The 1,748-nt window shown below is 64.8% G+C and carries 3 protein-coding genes and 4 tRNA genes; 2 read left to right on the top strand and 5 right to left on the bottom strand.

Going from position 1 to position 1,748, the window contains the following annotated elements; genetic code table 11:
* The 5 genes from IEY33_RS19015 to IEY33_RS18995 form a co-directional block, all read right to left on the bottom strand.
* Positions 1-314 (bottom strand): GTP-binding protein (locus IEY33_RS19015; protein ID WP_229671076.1); only part of this gene is annotated, 314 nt, incomplete at its 3' end.
* A gap of 225 nt (positions 315-539) precedes the next feature.
* Positions 540-614: transfer RNA gene (locus IEY33_RS19010), tRNA-Thr, on the bottom strand.
* Positions 615-626: 12 nt separating this feature from the next.
* Positions 627-702 (bottom strand) — tRNA-Gly (locus IEY33_RS19005).
* A gap of 2 nt (positions 703-704) precedes the next feature.
* A tRNA-Tyr gene (locus IEY33_RS19000) sits at positions 705-790 on the bottom strand.
* A gap of 68 nt (positions 791-858) precedes the next feature.
* A tRNA-Thr gene (locus tag IEY33_RS18995) sits at positions 859-934 on the bottom strand.
* A gap of 236 nt (positions 935-1,170) precedes the next feature.
* On the opposite strand from IEY33_RS18995, the gene IEY33_RS18990 reads away from it, so the two are divergent.
* Both IEY33_RS18990 and IEY33_RS18985 read left to right on the top strand, forming a co-directional pair.
* A complete protein-coding gene (locus tag IEY33_RS18990) occupies positions 1,171-1,332 on the top strand; it encodes a hypothetical protein (RefSeq protein WP_188964866.1) in 162 nt (53 codons plus the stop codon).
* A 170-nt stretch (positions 1,333-1,502) separates the two neighbouring features.
* Positions 1,503-1,748, top strand: a 246-nt coding sequence (locus IEY33_RS18985) for a hypothetical protein (RefSeq protein WP_229671172.1), incomplete at its 3' end; no start/stop codon positions are given.

Raw genomic sequence — 1,748 nt, 5'->3', positions numbered from 1 at the left:
AGGATCGCGCCGTCCATCTGCGCGGCGCCGGTGATCATGTTCTTGACGTAGTCGGCGTGGCCGGGGCAGTCCACGTGGCTGTAGTGGCGGGATTCGGTGTTGTACTCGACGTGCGCGGTGTTGATGGTGATGCCGCGGGCCTTCTCTTCCGGCGCCTTGTCGATCTGGTCGTAGCGCTGCGTTTCGATGCTCGGGTCGGCCGAGGCCGCCGTGAAGGTGATCGCCGCCGTCAGCGTGGTCTTGCCGTGGTCGACGTGCCCGATCGTCCCCACGTTCACGTGGGGCTTGGTGCGTTCAAACGTTCCTTTCGCCATGATGGTGCCTCCAGGTTCCCGTCACCGGTGGTGATGCGGGAGAATTCTTTACTCGCCTGAGAATCTTAGCCCGTCCGAATGAGCTTGTCTGTTCCGAATGCCTGATTGCCACGAGCGGAGGCGCGGGGCGGGCACCTGACATCCGTACCGGGACGACCCCCGACTGCTCAGGCCTGCGGGACATAGCAACATGGCCCGCTTGTGGGCGGGCCGTGTTACAGACATTGGAGCTTGTGGTCAGGATTGAACTGACGACCTCTCCCTTACCAAGGGAGTGCTCTACCACTGAGCTACACAAGCATAAGGAGGACTTGGAGCGGGAAACGAGACTCGAACTCGCGACATTTAGCTTGGGAAGCTAACGCTCTACCAACTGAGCTATTCCCGCAGTGGTGGGCAGGGGCGGATTCGAACCGCCGTACTCGAAAGAGAACAGATTTACAGTCTGTCGCCTTTAACCACTCGGCCACCTACCCGTCCTACTTCGTGGCCCAAACGTTGCACTTGGGTTGTCGCTTTTCAGGTGTGGTGTCCTGCAAAGCTTTGGAGCCACCCAGGAGAATCGAACCCCCAACCTTCCGATTACAAGTCGGGTGCTCTACCAGTTGAGCTAGGGTGGCAGACCGAAAATGATCAGAACGTCAGGTAACGCTTTCCTGAGCGCGGAGCGGCCAGTGCGCGGTTTCCCGGGCCTCGGTCACTTCCGAAGAAGGATAGTATCACCCGTTCCAGAACGTGTCAAGCGTGCCAAAGGGCCCCCCGACCGATCCCCTCTCCTCCACCCCGCCCCTCCTGCCGGAGGCGCTCCTGAGCGTTCCCGCAAGGCGCGTCTGCCCCGTCCGAACTACCCTGAAGCATGACCCAGCACACCCCGGACGCCCACACCGAAGCGGACCACGACGCGCAGCGCCACCCGGAAGGCAACACCCCCGGCCACATCGGGGCACCGGAGGTGGGCCTGCCGGTCGACGACGGCCAGCCGAGCGGCGAGCAGAACGACGACACCGAACGCGACTGATCCAAAAACGAGCTGCGTCCCTGAAGTTCAGCCGACTGGAGGACACGGAACGCCGCAGAGCATGACCGCTCACGGGCCCTCAGCACCCCGGCATCACACGAGGCGGCCCGGCCACTCCGACACGGGAGGGCCGGGCCGCTTCAGACAGGGTTCACGCCTGCCGGGGCGGAGTGCGCCGCTTACTTCTCGTCGCGGCGGCCACCGCTCCAGCCACGGTCGGCACGGGCGCGGGGACGGAACTCGCCGCCGCCCTGCGGACGGTCACCGGAGGGACGGTCCTCGCGGGGACGGAAGCCACCCTCGCGGTTGCCCTGGTACCCACCCTCGCGCGGGCGATCCTCGCGGGGACGGAAGCCACCCTCGCGGTTGCCCTGGTATCCACCCTCACGCGGGCGATCCTCGCGGGGACGGAAGCC

Origin of the sequence: Deinococcus aquiradiocola (assembly GCF_014646915.1) — a bacterium.
GTDB lineage: Bacteria > Deinococcota > Deinococci > Deinococcales > Deinococcaceae > Deinococcus > Deinococcus aquiradiocola.
Note: the sequence above shows the minus strand (reverse complement) of the source record. Positions and strands in the feature narration are given on the sequence as shown.

Excerpts from the sequence above, each read along its gene's own strand:
- IEY33_RS18990 (WP_188964866.1), top strand. The coding sequence starts at position 1,171 with ATGACCCAGCACACCCCGGACGCCCACACCGAAGCGGACCACGACGCG.